The organism is Achromobacter sp. GW823-FHT04E03, assembly GCF_058796095.1.
Genome location: NZ_JBXAIJ010000005.1, coordinates 31360 through 55065 on the forward strand (window position 1 = coordinate 31360; position 23706 = coordinate 55065).

Below are 23706 nucleotides of genomic sequence, written 5' to 3' on the forward strand. Positions count from 1 at the left end.
GCGGCGGAGGAATAAGGGATGGACGCGCCCATGATTCGCCGGATCGATATCGCGGACGCAGCGCCGCAAGGCGTGCGCGAAGTGGCGTCGGTATGCTGCTATTGCGGCACCGGCTGCGGCGTGCGGGTGCAAGCGCGCGATGGCGCGGTGCTGCGCGTGCGCGGCGACGAGCAGCATCCCGCCAACCATGGCCGGCTCTGCAGCAAGGGCCTGGCGCTGGCGGAAACGGTGCGGCGCGATGGCGCGCGTGTGCTGTCGGCGCAATGGCGCGAGACGCGTGCCCACCCCCGGCGCGCCATCGCGCTGGACCGGGCGCTGGATATCGCCGCGGCCAGGCTGGCCGACGCCATCGCGCAGCATGGCCCGGACGCGGTGGGCTTCTACCTGTCGGGGCAGTTGCTGACCGAGGATTACGCGGTCTTCAACAAGCTGGCTCGCGCGCTGGCCGGCACCAACAACATCGACACCAATTCGCGCCTGTGCATGTCCAGCGCGGTCTCGGGCTACAAGCGCACGCTCGGCGCGGATGCGCCACCGGCCTGCTACGAGGACCTGGACCTGGCGGACACGGTGCTGATCGCCGGCTCCAACATGGCCTATGCGCATCCCGTGCTGTTCCGGCGGCTGGAGGCCGCGCGGGCGCGGCGTCCTGGCATCAAGGTGATCGTCGCGGATCCGCGGCGCACCGATACCGCGGCCTTCGCCGATCTGCACCTGCAGCTGGCGCCGGGTACGGATGTGGCCTTGTTCCACGCCATGCTCAATGTCATGGAGCAGGAGGGGTTGCTGGACCACGGCTACATCCAGCGGCATACGGAAGGCTTCGAGCCTTTGATGGCGCGCGCGCGGCGGTACACGCCGCAAGCGGCGCAAGAGATCTGCGGCGTGCCGGCGGAGGACATCGTCCAGGCGGCGCGCTGGTTCGGCACGGCCGGCGCGGCGCTGTCGCTCTACACCATGGGCTTGAACCAGTCGACCAGCGGCACCGACAAGAACGCCGCCCTGATACATCTGCATCTGGCGACCGGGCAGATCGGCAAGCCGGGGGCGGGGCCGTTTTCGCTGACGGGGCAGCCCAACGCGATGGGCGGGCGCGAGGCGGGCGGCATGGCCACGCTGCTGCCGGGCCACCGCGATCCCGCGTCGGCGGCCGACCGTGAGGCGACGGCCGCACTGTGGGGCGTGGACGCCTTGCCGCAGGCGCCGGGCGTCACCGCGCTGGAGATGTTCGACGCGGCGCTGGATGGGCGCATCAAGGTGCTGTGGATCGCGGCCACCAACCCGGCGCAGTCCCTGCCGGACCAGGCCCGGGTGCGCGCGGCGCTGGAGCGCGCCGACTTCGTCATCGTGCAGGAGGCGTATGCAGGCACCGAGACCCTGGCCTACGCCGACCTGGTGCTGCCCGCCGCGACCTGGCCCGAGAAGTCCGGCACCGTGACCAATTCGGAACGGCGCATCAGCCGGGTGCACGCCGCGATCGATCCGCCTGGCGACGCGCTGCCGGACTGGCGGCTGGCACAGGAGGTCGCGCTGCGCCTGGCCGCCCGCATGGCCCCGCCCAAGGCGGCGCTATTCGCCTATCGGGATGAAAGCGAGGTCTTTGCCGAACATGCCCGCACAACCGCGGGCCGGGACCTGGATTACAGCGGGCTGGATTACGCGGCGCTGCATGCGCACGGACCGCAGCAATGGCCGTATCGGCAAGGGCAGGGTACTGCGCGCCTGTATGCCGATGGCATGTTCCCCACCGCCAGCGGACGCGCCCGTTTCTGCGATGTGGATTACCGCCCTGTCGCCGAAGCCGCTACGCCGGAATATCCGCTGCGGCTCACCACCGGCCGCTTGCGCGACCACTGGCACACCATGGCGCGCACATCCCTGGCCCGCGCGCTGACGCAGCATGTCGAGGAACCCTGGGTGTCCATGCATCCCGAGGACATGCGCCGGCTCAAGCTCGAAGCCGGCGCGCTGGCCAGGCTGGCATCGCGCCGGGGTAGTGTGGTGCTACCCGTGCAGGAAGACGACTCGCTGGCAGAGGGACTGGTGTTCCTGCCCATGCATTGGGGCAGCGCCTACATGGCGGGACATGGGGTCAACGCGCTGACCAATCCGGCTGCCGATCCCCTGTCGCGCCAGCCGGAACTCAAGCACAGCGCCGTGTCCGCCGAACCGGCCGGCCTGGCGTGGCAGGCTGCGGGCTGGCTGCAGGGCGACAGCGTCGTGTTGCGCGCGCGGCTGGCGCCCTGGCTGCGGCGCTTCGACTACGCGGTCGTGCTGCCGGCGGGCGCGGGTGGCGTGCGGATGCGTCTGGCAGCCCCCGCCGCGCCGTCGGCAGAGGTCCTGGATGCGATGGCGGATGCGCTGGACCTGCGCCTGCCCGACGTGGCTTTCGACGATCCCGCGCGCGGCCAGATGCGCAGGGTGAAGGTGGAGCAAGGCGCCTTGCGCGGCTTTCTGCTGGCAGGCGATCTGCGGGCGCAGGATGCGCTGTTGTCCTGGGCCGGCGGCGGCGATGCGCCGGCCAGCGTGGCGGCGCTGCTGACCGGACGGATTGCGGGCGCGGTCCGCTCGCGCACGGTCTGTGTCTGCAATGGCGTGAGCGAGGCCGCGATCCTTGCCGGCATCGCCCGGGGCTGCGATCTGGCGGCCTTGAAGACTGCGCTGGGTTGCGGCACCGGCTGCGGTTCCTGCGTGCCGGAGATCCAGGCCCTGATCGGCCGCGCCGCGCGCGCCGCCGCACCGGCATAGCCGCCGCCAGCTTGGCTGCGGCCGACACGTTCCGACACGCGCCGCGTCTCGCAACCGGTGTAGTATCAAGCCAGCCATGCGCCAGGCGCGGGCGGTTTTTATCCGGATTCATGGAGTGGCTTGTGACGATGCGAAAAATGGCATCCCTGGTTTTTACGGTGGGCGCGCTGGGCGCGGCCGCTGCGGCGCAGGCCGGCGTGTGCGATGCGCAGTTCATGCATGACGGCGGCGCGGTGCAACTGACCGGCAGCGGCAATCTGGCGCTGGGCGCCGACCTTACTTTCGCCGAAGTTACAAAAAGCAATGGCGACAACTGCCGCGCGCGCGTGCAGGGCGTGGCCACGTTCAGCTATGCGGGCCTGCCCCCGGGCAAGTCCAAGCTGGATTACCTGATGACGGTCAAGGGCGGCCAGGCTACCTTCCTGCGCTATGCCTCCGCGGGCGAAGCGCCCAAGCCTTCCGAAGGCCAGTTCGACCTGCGCATGCTGGGTCTCTTCGCCTATGACGGCAAACTCAGCGCCGGCCAGAAATTGCCTGGCTCGTCGTTCCGCCTGAAGATTGGCAAGGAGGCGCCCGTCGGCGGCCAGCCCAGCACCACGGTGCGCATCGGCGAGAAAACCGTGGGGCAGAAGACTTCGGTGAGCACCGCGCTGGGCGCGCAGTCCTGCCATCCGATTACCTACACCCGCAATTCGGATCCCACCATGGCCACGTTCCAGGGCCTGACCATTCCCATCCCCGGCATGAACACCACCGTGACGGACTGGTACTGTCCGGCGATCAATCTGGTGATGAAGCAGGACATCGATCAGGGCGGCGTCAAATCCGCCGTTGAGATTACGCAAATCAAGTAGCACACCGTAGCAAGCGCGCCGTGTCTCCCGCATGGCGGCTGGTATGATGGTTCCGTCATTGACACACAACAGGAGCTCAAATAATGGCCACGAGAAAATCCGAAGAAGTCGCAAAAGAAAAACTCATCGACAGTGTCAAGTCCAGCCTGAATGACGCCGAAAGCCTGCTGCGCGAAGCTGCCAGCAGCACGGGCGACAAGGCCAACGAATTGCGCGACCGTGCGCTGACGTCCCTGAAGCGCACGCGTGAAGCCCTGTACGAAGCGCAGGACGCCGTGCTGGAACGCGGCCGCAAGGCTGCCCGCGCGACCGATGACTACGTGCACGACAATCCCTGGCAAGCCATCGGCATCGCAGGCGTGACCGGCCTGCTGCTCGGCTTGCTGATCAGCCGCCGCTGATAGGGCAGGACGTCCGGGCGGGCGGCGCGGGCGCAAGGCCGCGCTTCCCGCCCGGCGTCCTTCTCAGCCATGGGTCTACGAAAATCTGTTTTCGGCGTTGCCTCCAGCGTGGTCGGGCTGTTGCGCACGCGCCTGGAATTGCTGGCTCTGGAAGCAGCGGACGAAAAGGCGCGCCTGCTCAAGCTCTTGGGCATGGCGTTTGCTGCGCTGCTGTTCCTGACGCTGGCGGTGCTGGTCTTCACCGTCACGGTCGCGGTGGCGTTCTGGCCCACTGAAGACCGCTATCTGGCCCTGGGCCTGTTGGCGGGTTTCTACGGTCTGGTTGGCGTGGCCTTGCTGGTGGCGGTGCGCCGCGGGCTGGTCTACGGCGCGCCGCCGTTCGCGGCCACGCTCGAAGAGCTTGGGCGCGACGCTGAATTGCTGGATCGGGTGCGCGACGCGCAGGACGACGACGAAGCGCAGGCGCGCCGGCGCGAGGAGGGCTGAAGCATGACGAAAAGGTCTCCCACCGTCGACCGCGCCGTGCGCATCGAACTGCTGCGCGCCCGCGCCGCCATCGAACGCGAATCGCTGGCGCAGAGCATCGCGTCCACCGGACGCAAGCTGGAACCGGCCGCGCTCCTCAAGGGGCTGCTGCCGGGTCTGGCTTCCGGAGGCGCATCGCGCTGGGCCTTGCAGGCAATCAGCCTGGCGCGTCGCTATCCCATCGTCAGTTCATCGCTGTCCGCCATGATCATGCGCGGCGGCAAGCGCTCCAAGCTTCTGAAGATCGCCGGCGGCGCCTTTGTCGGCTGGCAATTGTTCAAGGCCTGGCAGAACTCGCGCCGTGATGATGATCTGGACGCTGGCAAGCGCTGAGGCTGCGGCTTCGCCCAACAAAAAAACCCGCCATTGTTTTTGGCGGGTTTTTTTATGCTGGGGCTGGCGCAACGTTCTGCTTGCCGATTCGGGCCAGCCAGAAAGCAAAAGCCCCGGCTCCAGGCCGGGGTGGGTATCAGGTCTTACATGATGGGTCGTAGGCTTGCGCCCATTGGAAGCCATCACCAACCTTACGAAGATTGTATGTATTTCCATCGGCCACCGTCAACGGCGACGGCCTGACCCTTCTTCCAGGTTCGGCGATATGCCCCATACATTGCAGTACCGTCCACTGCTGATCGATACGCTCATCACCAACGAACGCATCGGCAGCTATCAGAGCGTATTCCAGCCGGCGAATGACATGGAGCTGGTGGGGGCGTATCTATGGAATGCGCATGCCTGCGGTGCCCTGTACCCCCTGATGGGCGCGGTAGAGGTCACCCTGCGCAACGCCATCGACCAGGCGCTGGTGGCCGACCTGGGAGTTTCTGCTGGACGGGGAGTTCATGGGGCGCGGACTGATCTGGCCCAAGCATTTGTCCGCCGTGTTTCGTGGAAAATGGCCGCTACGCCAGGCTGGCGCGATGCTTGCTCATGTGCACGATCTGGTCGCCACGCTGCGCGACTTCCGCAATCGCCTGTTTCACCATGAGCCGGCTTGGAAGCGCTACGGCGTGCTGACCGAGACGGATGCCGTGCAGCACTTGGAGGAAAAGGCGGCAAAGGCAGAAAGTCTGCTGGAACTGATCCACCCGGAAAACCTGCGGCTATTGCAGGCCAATGGCCTATTGCGGAATGCGCGACGGGCTTGCTCGTCGGCTGAAATCAGACGCTTTCAGCATCTGGCGCAGACGCATCGGGTCAATTCGTTGGCCGTGCTGACGGGATTGGTTGCGCGCAGTGCGCAGGAGAACAGTGCCTTGGTCGCCCGGCTGGATCCAGGGCAGGATCAGCATTTTCTGATCCTGCCCCGCTGAAATCCAGGTTGCATATCGGAGGGGCGCTGCGCCCGCCCGCTGTTTACAGCCCCAGCTGCCCCCACATCTCATCCACCCGCTTCTTGACGTCCGCATCCATGGTGATGGGGGTGCCCCATTCCCGATTGGTCTCGCCGGGCCATTTGTTGGTGGCGTCCATGCCCATCTTGCCACCCAGGCCGGAGACCGGCGAGGCGAAGTCCAGGTAGTCGATGGGCGTGTTTTCCACCAGCAAGGTGTCGCGCACCGGGTCCATGCGGGTGGTCATCGCCCAGACCACTTCCTTCCAGTCGCGCGGATTGATGTCCTCGTCCACCACCACGATGAACTTGGTGTACATGAACTGGCGCAGGATGCTCCACAGGCCGAACATGACGCGCTTGGCGTGGCCGGCATACTGCTTGCGGATCGACACCACTGCCAGGCGGTAGCTGCAGCCTTCCGGCGGCAGGTAGAAGTCCACGATCTCGGGCAACTGGCGGCGCAGCAGCGGCACGAAGACCTCGTTGAGCGCCACGCCCAGCACGGCGGGCTCGTCGGGCGGCTTGCCGGTGTAGGTGGAGTGGTAGATGGGATTGCGCCGCATCGTGATCCGCTCCACCGTGAAGACGGGGAACCAGTCCTGCTCGTTGTAGTAGCCGGTGTGGTCGCCGTAGGGACCTTCCAGCGCCATTTCGTAATCGGTGTTCGGCGGCGGGTTGACGCCTTCGGGCACGACGGGCGCGATGGCGCGCGGGTCGGATGACGGCAGCAGGTGGCCTTCCAGCACGATCTCGGCCCAGGCCGGCACGGACAGGTCGCTGCCCAGCGCCTTGGCAACCTCGGTGCGGGATCCGCGCAAGAGGCCGGCGAACTGATATTCGGACAGGCTGTCGGGCACCGGCGTGACCGCGCCCAGCGTGGTGGCCGGGTCGGCGCCCAGGGCCACGGCGATGGGGAAGGGCGTGCCGGGATGCGCCAGGGCGTGGTCGCGGAAATCCAGCGCCCCGCCGCGGTGCGACAGCCAGCGCATGATCAGCTTGTTGGGGCCCAGCAATTGCTGCCGGTAGATGCCCAGGTTCTGGCGGCGGGCGTTGGGGCCACGCGTGATCACCAGGCCCCAGGTCAACAGCGGCGCCACGTCGCCGGGCCAGCAGGTCTGGATCGGCAGGCGGTTCAGGTCGACGTCCTTGCCTTCCCAGACGATTTCCTGGCAGGCGGGGCTTTTGACGTTCTTGGGGCTCATGTCCCACAGCGCGGACTTCAGCATCGAGACCTTGGCCAACGCATCGCGCAGGCCCTTGGGCGCTTCGGGCTCGCGCAGCGAAGCGAGCAGTTCGCCAATGTCGCGCAGGGCGCTGACGTCGTCGGCGCCCATGCCGCGGGCGACGCGGGCCGGGGTGCCGAACAGGTTGGCCAGCACCGGCATCTGCGCCGTCTGGCCATTGTGCTGCGCGTTTTCGAACAGCAGGGCAGGGCCCTCCGCACGCAGGACGCGGTCGGATATTTCAGTCATTTCCAGCCGGGTGGACACCGGCGCAGCGATGCGTCTGAGCTCGCCCATGCGTTCAAGTTGGGCGATGAAGTCTCTAAGGTCGCGGTATTTCACTACAGATCCCAGCTATTTGGTTACATATTGGGTAGACAGAGAGGTTAACATTGACTCCCTCTTTTTAACGCAGGAGGTTTTATGCCCGATGCGTCAGTGGCCAGCCTGTTCCGAAGCCTGGCCCAAGGAGTGCACCAATATCTTGCCGAGTCCCTGCGCATTTGCTCCGTTTATCTGGGCATTGCGGTCATTGTGACGGTAAGCATGGGATTCGCCCTGCCTGGTTTGCGCGACCAGGCATTGCAAGTGCACAAAGCCTTGTTGACCGCCCTAGCGCCTACATCCATGCAAACCGGCACCGAATCCGAAGCCGGTTCCGAACTGGGTTCCGACATGTCGTCGGCAATTGCCATGGCCGTTCCTTCTGCTCCCGCCAGCAATGCCACCGGCATGCTGGGGCCCGCCCGTGTCGCGCCTGCGGCGCCCAAGCCCGTTGCGATGAGCGCCACTGGCCCGCAGGCAGAAGCCTTGCGCAACTATATTTCGCGCAAGTACAAGGTCGCGTATGACGCCACCGGCCCGCTGCTGAATACCGTGTACAAGGTAAGCCGCGAAAAGAAGCTGGACCCGCTGCTGGTGCTGGCCGTGATCGCCATCGAGTCCCGCTACAACCCGCTGGCCGAAAGCCACGTGGGCGCCCAGGGACTGATGCAGGTGATGACCAGCGTGCACCAGGACAAATTCGACGCGGTCGGCAAGACCGCGCTGGACCCGGCCGCAAATATTGGGGTCGGAGCCACGATCCTGCGCGATTGCATCAATCGCCGCGGCTCGGTCGATGGCGGCCTGGCATGCTACGTCGGCGCCACGGGACCGGACGACAACGGCTACGGCGCCAAGGTGCAGGCGGAACGCCGCCGCCTGGCGCTGGCCTCCGGGATCGCGCTGGCGCGCGACTGATTCCCGTCCTGGCCTGAATGCAAAGCGCGTCCCTAGGGACGCGCTTTGTTTTTCGCGGTTTGGCTGTCGGACTCAGCCCTGCAGCAGCCGGCCGATGCGGGCGACGGCCTCTTCCAGACGGTCCAGGCCCGTGGCATAGGAAAAGCGCATGGTGTGCTTGCCGTGGGCCGGACCGAAGTCCAGGCCCGGCACCGCGGCCACGCCGGCCTCCAGCAGCAGGCGCTGTGAGAACGCGGCGCTATCCATGCCCAGGTTGGCGATGTCGGCATAAATATAGAAGGCGCCGTCGGGCTTCACCGGCACCTGGATCCCCATGCGCTCGAATTCCGGCAGCAGGTAGTCGCGGCGCTGCTTGAAGGCCTCGCGGCGGTGTTCGAAGGTCTTCATTGCTCCTGGCTGGAAGCAGGCCAGCGCGGCATGCTGGGCCAGCGTGGGCGCGCAGATCGCCAGGCTGGCGGCGATTTTCTCCACCGGCGCCACCATGTCCTCGGGCACGATCATCCAGCCCAGGCGCCAGCCCGTCATGTGGAAGTACTTCGAGAAGCTGTTGATGACGATGACGTCGTCGTCCAGCGTCAGGGCCGAGCGCGGCTGGCCTTCATAGGACAGTCCCAGGTAGATTTCATCGACGATGGCGAAGCCGTCGCGGGCGCGGACCTGCGCCAGCAGCTCGGCCAGCTCGCCATGGTCGATGGAGGTGCCGGTAGGGTTGCTGGGCGAGGCGACCAGCACGCCCTGGGTGGCGGGCGTCCAGTGGCTGGCCACGTCCTGCGCCGACAGCTGGAAGCGCTTGGCCGCCGTGCTGGGGATCAGGCGCGGCACGCCGCCCGCCGCCAGCACGAAATTGCTGTTTGCGGGGTAGGACGGATCCGGCATCAGCACTTCTCCGCCCTGGTTGACGAGCGCCGCGCAGGCCAGCGTCAGGGCGCCGGAGGCGCCCGCGGTGACGATCACGCGAGCCGGGTTGATCCTGGCGCCGAACTGCTCGTGGTAGAACTGGGCAATGGCCTCGCGCAGCGGCGTCAGGCCGGCCGAGGGGCTGTAGCCGCTGAGGCCGGCGCGCGCCGCGCGCTCCAGCGCTTCCACGACCTGGGGGGGCGCGGTAAAGTCCGGTTCGCCGATGCCCAGGCTGATAATGTCCTTGCCGGCCGCCTGCAGCGCTTGCGCCTGCTTGAATAGTTCCATTACCTGGAAGGTCAGGAAGTCATTGGTGCGATGGGCAAGGCGGGGCATCGGATTCTCGAAGGCGTTTGTAGCGAAAAAGGAATTGTAGTCATGCAGCCATCCCGGCGCGCTTTCCTCCTGGGCCGTCGTCCGGCCCGCAGCCCGTGGTCGGCCTTCATGGAGCGGTTGAGCCTGCTCTGTCAGGGATCTGTCCGAGACTCGGGCGAGGCGGGAGAGGGCGGCCCGCGGGGCCTGCTGACGCCGGCGCGCGACGCGGATGTGGCGCACGCGCGCACGCTGTGCGCCGAGTACCGCGTGACGCTGGCGCTGGCGGGCGCCGAAGGGCCTTTCGAGACCGTCCATGGTCCGCTCCTCACGGTGGACCCGTCCGCCATGACCGGCCTGGTGCGCCTGTCCGGCGAAACCGGGCGCTGGCGCGCGCAGCCGGGCACGCCGCTGGCGATGTTGGCGCAGGCCGGGCTGCGCCAGTTCGCCGGCCTGCCCGGGGGCTTGACGCTGGCTGCATGGCTGGCGGCCAAGGCCCACTGGCCCGCCGGGCGCTGCGCCGACTCCGGCGTGGTGGCGCTGGAGGTGATGCTGGCTGACGGCATAGAGGAAACGTTGGGGCCGTTCGGCGAGTCGGACGTCCAGCCCTTGCGTTCCGCCACCGTGCAGCGCCTGGTGCCGGCGCTGTTCCAGCTGGCGTCGGGGGGGGACGCCTTCGCCACCCGGGACGGCGAGCATTGGCTGGGCCGCTACCGGCTGGACGCGCTCAAGCCGGAAGCGCCCGCCACCGTCAACCTGGCGCATCTGCTACTGGGGCATGGCGGCACGCTGGCCTGGGTGCAGTCGGTGACACTGGCAGACGCCGGGCCGGCGCCGCACGCTCCTGCCTGCCCGAACGAGCCGCCGGGGCTGGCTACCACCCGCCTGGACTCTCGGGTGAAGGCCCTGTTCGATCCCGATGGACGTTTTCTCTCATTCCACATCGCGGAATAGCGACAATTTGTAAGCCAGCGCTAACATGGGACGAGCCCGCTTATCCAAGGGGCAGGCGGGCATTGCCGAGGTATCGCGGCGCCCGCCATCGGAATAGAATTCCCCCCTTTCGTGTCACACACTCTAGCCAGTAGCCGCCCCTATGGATGCCAATCTCCGCAAAGCCGCCCTTGAATATCATGAGCTTGGACGCCCCGGCAAAATCTCGGTCACGCCGACCAAGCAGCTCACCAACCAGCGGGACCTGGCCCTGGCGTACTCGCCTGGCGTGGCGGCGGCCTGCGAAGAAATCGTGGCCGATCCGGCCAATGTGTACCGCTACACGGCGCGCGGCAACCTGGTGGGCGTGATCACCAACGGCACCGCGGTGCTGGGCCTGGGCAACATCGGCGCATTGGCTTCCAAGCCGGTGATGGAAGGCAAGGCGGTGCTGTTCAAGAAGTTCGCCGGCCTGGACGTCTTCGATATCGAAATCAATGAGACCGACCCGGACAAGCTGGTCGAGATCATCGCGGGCCTGGAAGCCACCTTCGGCGGCATCAACCTCGAAGACATCAAGGCCCCGGAGTGCTTCACCGTCGAGCGCAAGCTGCGCGAGCGCATGAAGATCCCCGTCTTCCACGACGACCAGCACGGCACCGCGATCTGTGTGTCCGCCGCCTTCATCAACGGCCTGAAGGTCGTGGGCAAGGACATCAAGCAGGTGAAGGTGGTGACCTCGGGCGCAGGCGCCGCCGCGCTGGCCTGCCTGGACCTGATGGTGGACCTGGGCCTGCCGCTGGAAAACATCTGGGTCACCGACATCGAAGGCGTGGTCTACGAAGGCCGCACGGTGCTGATGGATCCGGACAAGGCGCGCTTCGCGCAAAAGACCGACGCCCGCAAGCTGGCCGAAGTGATCCAGGGCGCCGACGTGTTCCTGGGCCTGTCGGCGGGCGGCGTGCTCAAGCCGGAAATGGTCGCGGCCATGGGTCCGCGCCCGCTGATCCTGGCGCTGGCCAATCCCACGCCCGAGATCCTGCCGGAACTGGCGCAATCGGTGCGCGACGACGTGGTCATGGCGACCGGCCGTTCGGACTATCCGAACCAGGTCAACAACGTGCTGTGCTTCCCGTACATTTTCCGCGGCGCGCTGGACGTGGGCGCCACCACCATCACCCGTGAAATGGAAAAGGCGGCGGTGTACGCCATCGCCGAGCTGGCGGAAGAAGAACAGAACGAAGTCGTGGCCGCGGCCTACGGCACCTTCGATATTTCGTTCGGCCCTGAATACCTGATCCCCAAGCCTTTCGATCCGCGCCTGATCGTGCGCATTGCGCCGGCGGTGGCCAAGGCCGCGATGGAAGGCGGCGTGGCCACGCGTCCGCTGGCGGACCTGGAAGCCTACGAAGAGCAGCTGCAGCAGTTCGTGTACCACTCGGGCGCCTTCATGAAGCCGCTGTTCTCGGCGTCCAAGCGCATCGTGCGCGAGGGCGGCCCAGCGCGCATCGTGTTCGCTGAAGGCGAAGACGAGCGCGTGCTGCGCGCGGTGCAGGTGATCGTCGATGAAGGCCTGGCCCGTCCCATCCTGGTGGGCCGTCCGTCGGTACTGCTGACCCGCATCGAAAAGCTGGGCCTGCGGTTGCGCCTCGGAGAAGACGTCGAAGTCACCAATCCCGAATACGATGAACGCTTCCACCAGTACTGGACCACGTACTGGGAGCTGATGTGCCGCCGCGGCATCACCAAGGAAATGGCGCGTGTGGAAATGCGCCGCCGCATGACCTTGATCGGCGCCATGATGGTGCGCCTGGGCGACGCCGACGGCATGGTCTGCGGTTCGGTCGGCGCCTACCATGATCACCTGCGCTTCGTGGACGAGGTCATCGGCCGCCGCCCCGGCCACAACGTGTATGCCGCCATGAACATCCTGCTGCTCAACGAGCGCACGGTGGTGCTGGTGGACACGCACGTCAACGATGAACCTTCGGCCGAGCAGATCGCCGAATTCACCATCGCCGCCGCCAACGAGATGCGCCGCATGTACCTGGCGCCCAAGGTCGCGCTGCTGTCGCGCTCGAACTTCGGTTCGGGCAGTTCGGCCTCGGGCGCGAAGATGCGCCGCGCGCTGGAACTGGTGCGCCAGGCCGCGCCGGAACTCGAGATCGACGGTGAAATGCACGGCGACTGCGCGCTGGACGAAGCGCTGCGCATGCGCATCCTGCCGTCGTCCACGCTCAAGGGTCAGGCCAATCTGCTGGTGTGCCCGAACGTGGACTCGGGCAACATCGCCTACAACCTGTTGAAGACCGCCGCAGGCAGCAACGTTGCGGTGGGTCCGTTCCTGCTGGGCGCCAACGCACCGGTGCACATCCTGACCTCCAGCTCCACCGTGCGCCGCATCGTCAACATGACCGCGATGACGGTGGTCGATGTCAATACGCCGCGTTGACGTGACGCCACCCGGTCCGGCGTGCCCGCGCACGCCGACCGGCCTGGTCCTGACCGGAGGCGGCGCTCGCGCCGCCTATCAGGTGGGCGTGCTCAGCGCCATCATGGAATTGCTGGATCCGGACTGGCATTCGCGTTTCCAGAATCCCTTTCACATCATCTGCGGCACGTCCGCCGGCGCCATCAATGCCGCCGCGCTGGCCTGCCGCGCCGACCGGCCCCATCTGGGCGTGCGCCGCATCCGCCGGCTGTGGTCTTCCCTGAATACCGACATGATCTACCGGGCCGACGCGCCCGGCCTGATCCGTACCGGCGTGCGCTGGCTGGGCCTGCTGTCGCTGGGGTGGATGTACTCGGGCCTGACGCGCAAGCGGCCCCATTCGCTGCTGGACAACAGTCCCATGCAGGCTCTGCTGGAGCGGGTGCTGGACTTCCAGCATCTGCGCACCAACCTGGAAACCGGCGCGCTGTCGGCGTTGGCGATCACGGCCTCGGGCTACACCAGTGGCGAGCACCTGACCTTCTACCAGGCGCACACGCCCATCGAGCCCTGGCACCGCTATCTGCGCCTGGCGTTGCCCACGCCCATCGGCATCGATCACCTGATGGCTTCGTCCGCCATCCCCTTCGTCTTTCCGGCCCGGCAGGTGCAGGTGCACGGCAAGGGGGAGTGGTGCGGCGACGGTTCGATGCGCCAGCTCGCGCCCATCAGTCCGGCCATTCACCTGGGCGCGCATCGCGTGCTGGTGATCGGCACGGGTTTCCGCGACGAAACCCACCCGGAAAACCGCGAAGACTCGCCGCCTTACCCGTCGCTGGCCCAGGTCGGCGGGCATGCGCTGGCCAGCATCTTCCTGGACGGCCTGTCGGCCGACGTCGAGCGCCTGGAGCGCATCAACTTCCTGATGGATCAGTCCGGCCCGGAAGGCGCGCAGCACGGGCATGCGCGCCGCATCGAGGTCCTGACGATCACGCCCAGCCAGTCGCTGGACGTCATGGCGCTGGAACATTTGCAGGATATGCCGGCCCAGGCCCGTGCTCTTTTCCGCGTACTCGGTGTATCGTCCGATCCAGACCGTCCCGGCGGCGGTTCGCTGATGTCCTACCTCTTATTTGAATCCAGCTACACCAAGCGATTGATTGAACTGGGTTATGCCGATACGATGCAGCGTAACGACGAAGTGATCGCCTTTTTCAAGGGGGCTCAGGCATGACGCGCAATGGCCAATCTACTCTGCAGCGGCAACTGATGCGCGGCGGTGCGCTGGCCCATGACGGGCTGGACAAGAAGGCCGTGGTGGACGCCGCCCATGAGCTTGGCCTGGCCCTGTTCGTCGCCAATTGCGATCCTGCCCGCAGCCGTTCCGCGGTGCTGCGCGCCATCGTCAAGGCAGTGGATTTCCCCGAATACTTCGGCGGCAACCTGGACGCCCTCTACGACTGCCTGTGCGATACCGTGCTGGACCACAAGACCGGCGTGGTGCTGTGGCTGTACAAGCTGCATTCGGGCGATCCGGCACTGGAAGAAGACTCGGGCCGCATCGAAACCGTCTGCTCCGACGCGGCCGATTTCGCCCGCGAAAACGGCCGCGTTTTTTCGTATGTCATCGAACACGCCGGACGCCATCCGGACCCCGAGCCCGGGGTAGCGGCAGCGCCCTACGGCGAAGACCACTGACCCGGCCGTTCTACCAGGCCATTAGCGCGCTGGCCGCTGACAGCAGCGCCAGCCCCGCGGTTTCGGTGCGCAGCACCCGGGGGCCGAATCGCACCGCCTGCACGCCCGCCTCGCGGGCCTGGGCCAATTCCTTGTCCGACCATCCTCCTTCCGGCCCCACCAGCAGGGTCAGCGCCTGCAGGCCGGGGGCGGCCCGCAGCGCGCCGGCAAGATCGTCCTGCGCTTCCGGGTGGCACAGCAGGCGCAGGCCCTCGGCGGGCTGTTGCAGCCATTCGGCCAGGGTCAGCGGCGCGTCCACCGTCATCAGCCGGTTGCGGCCGCATTGTTCGCTGGCGGACTGCGCGATGCGCTGCCAATGCGCCACGCGCTTGTCGAGCCGGGCGCCCGACAGCTGCAGCACGCTGCGTTGGGCGGCGATGGGGCTGACGCGCGCGGCGCCCAGCTCCACGGCCTTTTCCACCACCCAGTCCATCTTGTCCCCGGAAGGCAGGCCCTGCACCAGGGTGACGCGTCCGTCCAGTTCGGCCTCGCGCGGCAGGAATTCACCCAACTGGGCAAAACCAGCCTTGCCTTCGACTTCGAGCGTGGCGGGATACTCGCCGCCCTGGCCGTTGAACAGCGCGACGGCCTCGCCCGCGCGCAGGCGCAGCACGCGCAGCGCGTGGTGCGCCAGGGCTTCGGGAAGCGCCACGCGGGCGCCGGTACTCAGGGGGATATCGCAGAAGAAGCGGGGGGCTGACATGGACATCTATGGTTCTTTTATTCAGAAAGGAAGCCTAGCACGGGCCGCCTTATGGCCGATGGCGTCGGGGAAACCCCTGGATGCTAAAATCCCATGCTTCGCAACCTACTCAACTGGCCCCTATTTTGACCGTAGGCCCGCCAGCTTCAAAGAGCCTTCCGAATGAGCAATCCGACCGCCCCTAAACTTGCCTTGGCGGATGCCATCCGCGCCCTCGCGATGGACGCCGTGCAACAAGCGAACTCCGGGCACCCGGGTGCTCCCATGGGCATGGCGGAAATCGCCCAAGCCCTGTGGGCCGGCAACCTGCGTCACAATCCCAAGGATCCCGCCTGGGCCAACCGCGACCGCTTCGTGCTGTCCAACGGCCACGGCTCGATGCTGATCTACGCCTTGCTGCACCTGACCGGCTACGACCTGCCGATCGAAGAACTGAAGAATTTCCGCCAGCTGCATTCCAAGACGCCGGGCCACCCCGAAGTGGGCATCACCCCGGGCGTGGAAACGACCACCGGTCCGCTGGGCCAGGGCCTGGGCAATGCCGTGGGCATGGCGCTGGCCGAAGCGCTGCTGGCTGCTGAATTCAACAAGCCCGGCCACACCATCGTCGACCACCACACCTACGCCTTCACCGGCGACGGCTGCCTGATGGAAGGCATCTCGCACGAAGTCTGCTCGCTGGCTGGCACGCTGAAGCTGGGCAAGCTGGTCGTGCTGTATGACGACAACGGCATTTCCATCGACGGCCACGTGGAACACTGGTTTGCCGACGACACCGCCAAGCGCTTCGAAGGCTACGGCTGGAACGTGATCCGCGGCATCGACGGCCATGACGTCGCCGCCGTGGACGCCGCCATCAAGGCCGCGCGTTCGCAATCGGAAAAACCCACGCTGATCGTCTGCCGCACCGTCATCGGCAAGGGTTCGCCCAACATGGCCGGCACGCACAACGTGCACGGCGCGCCGCTGGGCAAGGACGAGATCGCCGCCACCCGCGCCGCGCTGGGCTGGTCGTCGGAACCGTTCCAGATTCCGCAAGACATCTACGACGGCTGGGATGGCCGCAAGCAGGGCGCCGCCGCCCAGGCTGAATGGCAGTCGGCGTTCGACGCCTACGCCGCCGAATTCCCCGCCGAAGCCGCTGAATTCAAGCGCCGCATGAAGGGCGAAATGCCCGCCGGCTACGCCGAACAGTTCAAGGCGTTCCTGGACGCCACGCTGGAAAAGGCCGAAACCGTCGCCACCCGCAAGGCGTCGCAGTTCGCCATCACCGCGCTGGCGCCGCTGCTGCCGGAAATGCTGGGCGGCTCGGCCGACCTGACCGGTTCCAACTTCACCGACTGGAAGGGCGTTGCCGCCGTCCGCGCCGGCGACAAGGGCATCCAGTTCGGCCGCCACATCAACTACGGCGTGCGCGAATTCGGCATGGCCGCCATCATGAACGGCGTGGCCCTGCACGGCGGCTACCTGCCGTTCGGCGGCACGTTCCTGACGTTCTCCGACTACTCGCGCAACGCCATCCGCATGGCCGCGCTGATGAAGCAGCGCGTGGTCCACGTGTTCACCCACGATTCCATCGGCCTGGGCGAAGACGGCCCGACCCACCAGTCGATCGAACACGCAGCCAGCCTGCGCCTGATCCCCAACCTGTCGCTGTGGCGTCCTTGCGATACGGCTGAAACCGCCGTGGCCTGGAACGCGGCCGTGACGCGCCCGACCAGCATCGGCATGGACGTGCACGACGGCGGCCCGACGGCCCTGTTGCTGTCGCGCCAGAACCTGCCGTTCGTGCAGCGCGACGCCGCCACCGTCGAGGCCATCGCCCGCGGCGGCTATGTGCTGCGCGATGCCGAAGGCGCCCGCGCAGTCATCATTGCCACCGGCTCGGAAGTCGCCATCGCGCTGGACGCGCAGGCGCAGCTGGCCAAGGACGGCATCGCCGTGCGCGTGGTCTCCATGCCCAGCACCGACGTGTTCGACCGCCAGGACGCCGCCTGGAAGCAATCCGTGCTGCCCAAGGGCCTGCCGCGGGTGGCCGTCGAAGCCGGGGTTACCGCCTTCTGGCACAAGTACGTGGGCCTGGAAGGCGCCGTCGTCGGCATCGACCGCTACGGTGAATCCGCGCCGGCCGGCGCACTGTTCAAGTTCTTCGGGCTGACCGCCGACAAGGTGGCCGAGACCGTCAAGCAAGTTTTGTAAAAAGGAGCTTAGTCATGACCATTCGCGTCGCCATCAACGGTTACGGTCGCATCGGCCGCAACATCCTGCGTGCCCACTACGAAGGTGGCAAGAAGCACGATATCGAAATCGTCGCCATCAATGACCTGGGCGATCCCAAGACCAACGCGCACCTGACGCGCTACGACACCGCCCACGGCAAGTTCCCGGGCACCGTCGAAGTCGACGGCGACTTCATGGTCGTCAACGGCGACAAGATCCGCGTGCTGGCCAACCGCAACCCGGCCGAGCTGCCCTGGGGCGAGCTGAAGGTCGACGTGGTGCTGGAGTGCACGGGCTTCTTCACGACCAAGGAAAAGGCCGGCGCGCACATCAAGGGCGGCGCCAAGAAAGTCATCATCTCGGCCCCCGGCGGCAAGGACGTTGACGCCACCATCGTGTACGGCGTGAACCACGGCGTGCTGAAGGCCACCGACACCGTCATCTCCAACGCTTCGTGCACCACCAACTGCCTGGCCCCCCTGGTCAAGCCGCTGAACGACAAGCTGGGCCTGGAAAACGGCCTGATGACCACCGTCCACGCCTACACCAACGACCAGGTCCTGACCGACGTCTACCACGAAGACCTGCGCCGCGCGCGTTCGGCCACCATGAGCATGATCCCCACGAAGACCGGCGCTGCCGCCGCCGTGGGCCTGGTGCTGCCGGAACTGAACGGCAAGCTGGACGGCTACGCCATCCGCGTCCCGACCATCAACGTGTCGCTGGTCGACCTGTCGTTCGTGGCCAGCCGCGACACGACCGCCGAAGAAGTGAACGGCATCCTGAAGGCCGCCTCGGAAGGCGAGCTCAAGGGCATCCTGGACTACAACACCGAGCCCCTGGTTTCGGTCGACTACAACCACAACCCGGCCTCCAGCACCGTTGACGCGTCGCTGACCAAGGTTTCGGGCCGCCTGGTCAAGGTCTCGTCCTGGTACGACAACGAGTGGGGCTTCTCGAACCGCATGCTCGACACCACCGTCGCGCTGATGTCGGCCAAGTAAGCAACACGGCTAGATAGAGGGGACGGATTTGTTTTCCGCGTATGCGGAAAATGGGTTCGTCCCCTTTGTACGCCCATCGTAGGAATCCAAATATGTCCAAGGTCAACACTCTGTCCGCGCTGGCCAAGTCCGGCGCCCTGTCCGGCAAGCGCGTGTTCATCCGCGCCGATCTCAACGTGCCGTTCGACGACGCCGGCCGCATCAGCGAAGACACCCGCATCCGCGCCTCGGTGCCCGGCATCCGCATGGCGCTGGACGCCGGCGCCGCCGTCATGGTCACCTCCCACCTGGGCCGTCCCAAGGAAGGCGTGCTGACCGAAGCCGATTCGCTGGCCAAGGTCGGCCAGCGCCTGTCCGAACTGCTGGGCATGCCTGTGCAGCTGGTGCGCGACTGGGTCGACGGCGTCCAGGTCGATCACGGCCAGGTCGTGCTGCTGGAAAACTGCCGCGTCAACGTCGGCGAAAAGAAAGACGACGAAACGCTGTCCAAGAAGATGGCCGCGCTGTGCGACGTCTACGTCAACGATGCGTTCGGCACCGCCCACCGCGCCGAAGCCACCACCCACGGCATCGCGCGTTTCGCACCCGTGGCCTGCGCCGGCCCGCTGCTGGCCGCCGAACTGGAAGCCCTGGGCCGCGCGTTGCACGAGCCCAAGCGTCCGCTGGTCGCCATCGTGGGCGGCTCCAAGGTGTCGACCAAGCTGTCGATCCTGCAATCGCTGGCCGACAAGGTCGACCAGCTGGTCGTGGGCGGCGGCATCGCCAACACCTTCATGCTGGCTGCCGGCCTGTCCATCGGCAAGTCGCTGGCTGAACCCGATCAGGTCGACCAGGCGCGCGCCGTGATCGACATCATGAAGCAGCGCGGCGCGGCCGTGCCGATTCCGGTGGACGTGGTGTGCGCCAAGTCCTTTGGCGCCGACGCCGAAGCCACCGTCAAGGCGGCCGAAGACGTAGCCGACGACGACATGATCCTGGACATCGGTCCCAAGACCGCGGCGCAACTGGCCGAGATCCTGAAGCAGGCCGGCACGATCGTGTGGAACGGCCCGGTCGGCGTGTTCGAATTCGACCAGTTCGCCAACGGCACCGAAGTGGTGGCGCGGGCGATCGCCGAATCGGAAGGCTTCTCGATCGCCGGCGGCGGCGACACCCTGGCCGCCATTGCCAAGTACGGCATCGGCGAGCAGGTGGGCTATATCTCGACCGGCGGCGGCGCTTTCCTGGAATTCCTGGAAGGCAAGACCCTGCCTGCCGTGGCCGTGCTGGAAGCCCGCTACGCCAAGTAATACGTCTTGCCATGCAAGGCCGAAGCCGCCCCGATGGGGCGGCTTTTTTTATGCCGGCGCCTTGATCCAGGCTGCCCAGGTTTGGCTGGCTTGGTGTAGCCTTGGCGCAAACCGGCGCGCCCCGGGCTCGCTTCATCCCCGATTTCTCCGCAGCACCATGAACCTACGCTTCATTCCCGGCCTCAACAATTTCCGCGGCATCACCCGGGAATCGGCGCGGCGTGACATCACCGCCGGCCTGAGCGTGGCGGCGGTGGCGCTCCCGGTGGGCCTGGCCTATGCCGCCATGATGGGCGTGCCGCCGGTGGCGGGCCTGTGGGCGGCGATCGCCGGGATGCTGGGCTATGCCTTGTTCGGCTCGTCGCGCACCTTGATCGTCGGGCCCGATACTGCCACCTGCACCCTGATCGCCGCCACCCTGACCGGCATGGCGCTGACCACGCCGGAAGACCGGCTGGTGGCCGCCACTGGCATCGCCCTGACGGTGGGGGTGGGCTGCCTGATCGCGCGCGCCCTGCGGCTGGGCGTGCTGGCCAACCTGCTGTCGCGGCCAGTGCTGATCGGTTACATGGCGGGCGTGGCGATCACGCTGGCGTTGTCGCAGTTGAGCGGCCTGACTGGCGTGGGCCTGCGCAACAGCGGACTGGTGCATCCGTTCCTGGAGCTGTCGCGGCGCCTGCCGGAAATCCAGATTCCCACCCTGATCCTGGGCCTGACGTCCTGCGCCTTGCTGGTGGCGGTCAAGCGCTGGCGGCCGAACTGGCCCGGCCCCATCCTGCTGGTGGTGCTGGCCTGCGTGCTGTCCTGGCTGTTCAACTTCCCCGGCCTGGGCATCGCCGTCGTGGGAGAAGTGCCTGCCGGCTTGCCGGCCCTGAGCCTGCCGGTGCGCCTGGAGGGCGTGGACGGCATCCTGCTGGGCGCGGCGGGTGTGCTGGTGGTGAGCTTCTCCAGCGGCATCGTGACGGCGCGCAGCTTCGCCGCACGCACGGGCGAACACGTGGATCCCAACCGCGAGCTGGTGGGCTTTGGCGCGGCCAATATGGCGGCGGGCCTGTTCCAGGGCTTCGTGGTGACGGGCGCGGACTCGCGCACGGCGGTGGGACTGGTGGCTGGTGGTTCTTCGCCGCTGGTCAGCGTCACCGCGGCGCTGGCGCTGGCGGTGGTGGTGAGCCTTTTGAGCGGGCCGCTGTTCTGGCTGCCGCAGGCCGTGCTGTCGGCCATCCTGCTGCTGGCCGCCATCAGCTTGTTCGATGGGCACGCCTTCATGCGCCTGGCGCGCATCTCGCGCATCGAGCTGGCGTTCGGCATCCTTGCCGCGGTGGGCGTGGTGGGCTTTGGCGTGTTGCAGGGCGTGGCCGTGTCGGTGGGCGCCACGCTGCTGTATGCGATGTACGTGTCGGGCAATCCGCGCGACGCCTTGCTGGGCCGTTTGCCCGGCGAAACGGTGTTGGGCAAGCTGCACCTGAATCCCGAGGCCCAGCCGGTACCGGGCACGGTGATCTGGCTGTTCGAGTCTTCGGTGTGGTTCTTCAACGCCGACGCCTTCCGCCGGCGTGCGCGCGAGGTCATCGAGCAGGCAGGCGACGTGCGCTGGTTCGTGCTGGACGCCGAAGCCATGACCCAGGCCGATGCCGACGCAGTCGAGGCGCTGTATGAACTGAAGCATGTGCTGGACGAGCGCGGCATCACGCTGCTGGTGGCGGGCGGACACGGCCAGTTCCGCACCGCGCTGGAACGCTCCGGCCTGGTCAAGAAGATCGGCCGCGACAAGATCTTCGGCAGCCCCGAGCAGGCCGTGGAAGCGATCGAACGCTGGCGCCAGGCACCGCCCGCGGCGCTGGGCTAAGGCGCCCCGGCTGGGCGCCTTGGCTTAATCGATGATGTGGTAGCCGCCGTCGATGTATATCGTCTGCCCCGTCATGCGGCGGGCGGCGTCGGTCGCGAGCCAGGCGGTGGCTTCGCCCACGTCGTCGATGGACACCAGGCTGCGCGCGGGAGCCTTGGACTGGGCGCGGTCCAGCAGCGTATCGAATTCGGCGATGCCCGAGGCGGCGCGCGTCTTCAGCGGCCCTGGTGATATCGCGTGCACGCGTATGCCCTGCGGGCCCAGTTCCGCCGCCAGGTAGCGGGTGGCGGACTCCAGCGCGGCCTTTACCGGCCCCATCATGTTGTAGTGCTCGACCACCATCTGCGACCCGTAGTAGCTCATGCAGAACAACGCGCCGCCGTTGCGCATCAGCGGCTCGGCCAGCTTGGCCATGCGGATGAAGGACCAGCAGGACACATCCATGGCCTGCAAAAAGCCCTCGCGCGAGCAGTCGGCCACGCGGCCATGCAGGTCGTCGCGCGGGGCGAAGGCGATGGAATGCAGCACGAAATCCAGCTGGCCCCATTCGGCGGCGACGCTGTCGAACACGGCTTCGAGCTGGCCCTCGCGCATCAGGTCCAGCGGCAAGAGCAGCGGCGCCTCCACCTGGCGGGCCAGCGGCTCCACGTGGCGCAGGGCCTTGTCGTTCAGGTAGGTCACGGCCAGCTCCGCGCCCAGGGCGCGGAAGGCCTTGGCGCAGCCCCAGGCGATCGAATCCGCATTCGCGATGCCCGTCACCAGGCCGCGCTTGCCCGCCAGCGGCAGCAGCGCGCTCATCGCTGCCTCACCAGTTCCAGCGTGTGCTGGGCGATGATCAGTTCTTCGTTGGTGCGCACCACGTAGACGCCGATGCGGCTGTCGTCGGCCGAGATGCGGGGGCCATGGCGGGCGTTGCGTTCGGGATCCAGCTTGATGCCCAGCCAGCCCCAGTGCTCGCTGATGGCCTGGCGGATCTCGGCGGAATTCTCGCCCACGCCGGCGGTGAAGACGATGCCGTCCACGCCGTTCATGGCGCAGGCCAGGCCTATCATGCCTTCGGCCACGCGCCAGGCGAAGTACTGCAGCGCCAGCTTGGCCGAGGGCGCGTCGCTGGCCAGCAGTTCGCGCATGTCGTTGCTGATGCCGGACAGGCCCTTCATGCCGCAGTCGTGATAGAGCAGGTGCTCGATCTCGTCATGGGTCATGCCGCGTTCCATCATCCACAGCACCACGCCCGGATCCAGGCGGCCGGGGCGGGTGCCCATGGGCAGGCCTTCCAGCGCGGTGAAGCCCATGGTGCTGTCCACGCTCTTGCCGTGATGCATGGCGCAGGCGGAAACGCCCGAGCCCAGATGGGCCGCAATGATCTTGCCGTCGGCGATGTCCGGCAGCGCTTTCTTCAGGCGCTGCGCGATGTACTCGTAGGACAGGCCATGGAAGCCGTAGCGGCGCACGCCTTCCTGGTACAGCCGTTCCGGCAGCGCGTAGCGGTCGGCCACGTCGGAGTGGCTGCGGTGGAACGCGGTGTCGAAGCAGGCGACCTGCGGAATCCAGGGCCGGCGCTCGCGGATCACGCGGATGGGCGCCAGGTTGTTCGGCTGGTGCAGCGGCGCCAGCGGCGTGAAGGTGTCGAGCTTGGCCAGGATGGCGTCGTCGATCAGCACCGGCTCGGACAGCTCGGGGCCGCCGTGCACCACGCGGTGGCCTACCGCCAGCGGGGCGCCGCCCAGGTGGCCGCTGAGCCAGGTGCCGACGACTTCCTGGCCGTTGGGCACGTCGGGCGCGTGGCTGGGCGCGATTTCGCGTTCGACCAGGGTCTGGCCGGCGGCGTCGCGCACCTTCAGCTTCGGGTGCGAGGTGCCTATGCCTTCGAGCTGGCCGCCCAGGCGCGGGGCCAGCTCCTGCGCCCCGTCGATGTCGTACAGGTAGAACTTGATGCTGGAACTGCCGGCGTTGATGACGAGGATGGTGTCGGTCATGGCGCTGTGATTCCGGATTCCGAGGG

The 23706-nt window shown here is 67.1% G+C and carries 20 protein-coding genes; 15 read left to right on the forward strand and 5 right to left on the reverse strand.

Translation table 11 applies throughout. The features are described 5' to 3' along the window. Positions 1–18 precede the first annotated feature (18 nt). The 6 genes from AC1RHV_RS27580 (at position 19) to AC1RHV_RS27605 (ending at position 5841) form a co-directional block, all read left to right on the forward strand. Positions 19–2748, forward strand: coding sequence for a nitrate reductase (locus tag AC1RHV_RS27580; protein WP_492302315.1), 2730 nt, complete (start codon positions 19–21; stop codon positions 2746–2748). A gap of 128 nt (positions 2749–2876) precedes the next feature. Continuing rightward, the gene (locus AC1RHV_RS27585; protein WP_082400762.1) at positions 2877–3602 is read left to right on the forward strand and encodes a hypothetical protein; all 726 of its coding nucleotides are present in this window, start codon (positions 2877–2879) and stop codon (positions 3600–3602) included. 83 nt (positions 3603–3685) lie between these two features. Next, entirely contained in the window at positions 3686–4003 is a 318-nt protein-coding gene (locus tag AC1RHV_RS27590; protein WP_013395739.1) for an ElaB/YgaM/YqjD family protein, read from the forward strand. A gap of 69 nt (positions 4004–4072) precedes the next feature. Further along, positions 4073–4489, forward strand: coding sequence for a phage holin family protein (locus tag AC1RHV_RS27595; RefSeq protein WP_054451540.1), 417 nt, complete (start codon positions 4073–4075; stop codon positions 4487–4489). Positions 4490–4492: 3 nt separating this feature from the next. Continuing rightward, a complete protein-coding gene (locus AC1RHV_RS27600) occupies positions 4493–4861 on the forward strand; it encodes a hypothetical protein (RefSeq protein ID WP_346547257.1) in 369 nt (122 codons plus the stop codon). A gap of 509 nt (positions 4862–5370) precedes the next feature. Beyond that, positions 5371–5841: a hypothetical protein gene (locus AC1RHV_RS27605; RefSeq protein ID WP_492302316.1), complete on the forward strand. Its 471-nt coding sequence runs from the start codon at positions 5371–5373 to the stop codon at positions 5839–5841. Positions 5842–5884: 43 nt separating this feature from the next. Here the strand turns inward: AC1RHV_RS27605 and ubiD are convergent, their stop codons facing one another. Next, positions 5885–7429: a 4-hydroxy-3-polyprenylbenzoate decarboxylase gene (gene ubiD / locus AC1RHV_RS27610; RefSeq protein WP_054451538.1), complete on the reverse strand. Its 1545-nt coding sequence runs from the start codon at positions 7427–7429 to the stop codon at positions 5885–5887. Between the two features lie 81 nt (positions 7430–7510). On the opposite strand from ubiD, the gene AC1RHV_RS27615 reads away from it, so the two are divergent. Beyond that, the gene (locus AC1RHV_RS27615) at positions 7511–8329 is read left to right on the forward strand and encodes a lytic transglycosylase domain-containing protein (protein ID WP_054451537.1); all 819 of its coding nucleotides are present in this window, start codon (positions 7511–7513) and stop codon (positions 8327–8329) included. A 72-nt stretch (positions 8330–8401) separates the two neighbouring features. On the opposite strand, the gene AC1RHV_RS27620 is transcribed toward AC1RHV_RS27615, so the two are convergent. Next, positions 8402–9562, reverse strand: coding sequence for a pyridoxal phosphate-dependent aminotransferase (locus tag AC1RHV_RS27620; RefSeq protein ID WP_054451536.1), 1161 nt, complete (start codon positions 9560–9562; stop codon positions 8402–8404). Positions 9563–9604: 42 nt separating this feature from the next. On the opposite strand from AC1RHV_RS27620, the gene AC1RHV_RS27625 reads away from it, so the two are divergent. The 4 genes from AC1RHV_RS27625 to AC1RHV_RS27640 all read left to right on the forward strand — a co-directional run bounded on the left by AC1RHV_RS27625 (position 9605) and on the right by AC1RHV_RS27640 (position 14600). Next, positions 9605–10492: an FAD-binding protein gene (locus tag AC1RHV_RS27625; protein ID WP_492302319.1), complete on the forward strand. Its 888-nt coding sequence runs from the start codon at positions 9605–9607 to the stop codon at positions 10490–10492. 142 nt (positions 10493–10634) lie between these two features. Next, a complete protein-coding gene (locus AC1RHV_RS27630) occupies positions 10635–12923 on the forward strand; it encodes an NADP-dependent malic enzyme (protein ID WP_175162117.1) in 2289 nt (762 codons plus the stop codon). Next, the gene (locus tag AC1RHV_RS27635; RefSeq protein ID WP_082400761.1) at positions 12904–14136 is read left to right on the forward strand and encodes a patatin-like phospholipase family protein; all 1233 of its coding nucleotides are present in this window, start codon (positions 12904–12906) and stop codon (positions 14134–14136) included. Before AC1RHV_RS27630 ends, AC1RHV_RS27635 begins: the two co-directional genes overlap by 20 nt. Further along, on the forward strand, positions 14133–14600 hold the full coding sequence (locus AC1RHV_RS27640) for a barstar family protein (RefSeq protein ID WP_054451534.1): 468 nt from the start codon (positions 14133–14135) through the stop codon (positions 14598–14600). The genes AC1RHV_RS27635 and AC1RHV_RS27640 overlap by 4 nt, the downstream gene beginning before the upstream one ends. Before the next feature lie 10 nt (positions 14601–14610). Here AC1RHV_RS27640 and AC1RHV_RS27645 read toward each other — a convergent pair whose 3' ends face one another. Beyond that, positions 14611–15342: a 16S rRNA (uracil(1498)-N(3))-methyltransferase gene (locus tag AC1RHV_RS27645; protein WP_492302321.1), complete on the reverse strand. Its 732-nt coding sequence runs from the start codon at positions 15340–15342 to the stop codon at positions 14611–14613. A gap of 162 nt (positions 15343–15504) precedes the next feature. On the opposite strand from AC1RHV_RS27645, the gene tkt reads away from it, so the two are divergent. From tkt to AC1RHV_RS27665, 4 genes are all read left to right on the forward strand, one after another. Further along, entirely contained in the window at positions 15505–17541 is a 2037-nt protein-coding gene (tkt, locus tag AC1RHV_RS27650; protein ID WP_054451532.1) for a transketolase, read from the forward strand. A gap of 14 nt (positions 17542–17555) precedes the next feature. Further along, entirely contained in the window at positions 17556–18566 is a 1011-nt protein-coding gene (gene gap, locus AC1RHV_RS27655) for a type I glyceraldehyde-3-phosphate dehydrogenase (protein ID WP_013395726.1), read from the forward strand. A gap of 92 nt (positions 18567–18658) precedes the next feature. Further along, complete coding sequence (locus tag AC1RHV_RS27660) at positions 18659–19855, forward strand: phosphoglycerate kinase (protein WP_119451049.1); 1197 nt, start codon at positions 18659–18661, stop codon at positions 19853–19855. A gap of 157 nt (positions 19856–20012) precedes the next feature. After that, positions 20013–21701, forward strand: coding sequence for a SulP family inorganic anion transporter (locus AC1RHV_RS27665; RefSeq protein ID WP_082400760.1), 1689 nt, complete (start codon positions 20013–20015; stop codon positions 21699–21701). 24 nt (positions 21702–21725) lie between these two features. Here the strand turns inward: AC1RHV_RS27665 and fabI are convergent, their stop codons facing one another. Next, positions 21726–22499: an enoyl-ACP reductase FabI gene (gene fabI, locus AC1RHV_RS27670; RefSeq protein WP_492302324.1), complete on the reverse strand. Its 774-nt coding sequence runs from the start codon at positions 22497–22499 to the stop codon at positions 21726–21728. Then, positions 22496–23680, reverse strand: a complete 1185-nt coding sequence (locus AC1RHV_RS27675) for an acetate/propionate family kinase (RefSeq protein ID WP_054451528.1) — start codon at positions 23678–23680, stop codon at positions 22496–22498. Before AC1RHV_RS27675 ends, fabI begins: the two co-directional genes overlap by 4 nt. Between the last annotated feature and the right edge of the window lie 26 nt (positions 23681–23706).